Source organism: Nocardia arizonensis, assembly GCF_001310275.1.
In the GTDB taxonomy this organism is placed as follows: Bacteria; Actinomycetota; Actinomycetes; order Mycobacteriales; family Mycobacteriaceae; genus Nocardia; species Nocardia arizonensis.
This window is the reverse complement of sequence record NZ_LGYZ01000101.1, coordinates 1-791: the sequence shown is the minus strand read 5'-3', so window position 1 is coordinate 791 and position 791 is coordinate 1. Positions and strand designations below refer to the sequence as shown.

Below are 791 nucleotides of genomic sequence, written 5' to 3'. Positions count from 1 at the left end.
GGCTACTTGCTGCGGTCGATGGCCTGGGTGATCCAGTCGGTCAGCACGGGGGCGGCGGTGGTGTATCCGGTGGCGTCGAACGCGCCCGTGTGGCCGTCCTGGGCGGCCGGAACGGCGGTCCCCGTGCCGGTGGCGCTGTCCGCTGTGCCCGTTCCGGCGGTGGTGGCGGTGTAGGTGTTGGTCAGGGTGGGGAACTGCTGGCCGGTGAACGCTGCGGCGGCGGCGGAGACGAGATCGGCGGCGACCGGTGCCAGCTCGGTCAGAGTCAGCACGGCCGCCACCGGGTCACCATCGGCGAGGAATTCCACGGCGGTCCAGGCGATCTCCTGCGCGCGGCCGACATCGGTGGCGATGCGGGAGATGTCGAGTCCGGCCAGGACACCGACGATCTCGGCGGCGATCGTCGCGACCCCGGTGGTGTCCAGCGGCGCGGCCAGCGCCAGAGCCCGCGCGATCAGGCGCAGGTCGAGTCCATCGGCCAGCTCGACCAGCGGGGCGAACTGGTTGTTGAGGTCACCGGAGACGCGGTGTACGCCGCGCACGTCGGCGGCGGTGACCAGTCCGGGTAGTTGGGCGAGGTCGGCCACGATCGCGGGCACGTTCGCGGTGAAGCTGGCGAGTCCGTTCAGCACGGTGACTACCTGGGCCAGAACCTGGGACACGCTGATCTGCCCGGTCGAGGACGAGCCGATGCTGATGGTCGGTGTGCTCGTCGTGGGGGCGGGGAGTCTCGTTGTGGTGGTAGGGGAGGTGGCGTCGGTCGGAGCCGAGCCGGACGTGGCGGTGGCCGA

Annotated in this window: 1 pseudogene; it reads right to left on the bottom strand. The window is 71.3% G+C overall.

The annotated features are described in order from the left end of the window. Positions 1-2: 2 nt before the first annotated feature. A pseudogene (locus APZ21_RS23900) lies at positions 3-791 on the bottom strand (hypothetical protein); the annotation flags it as partial.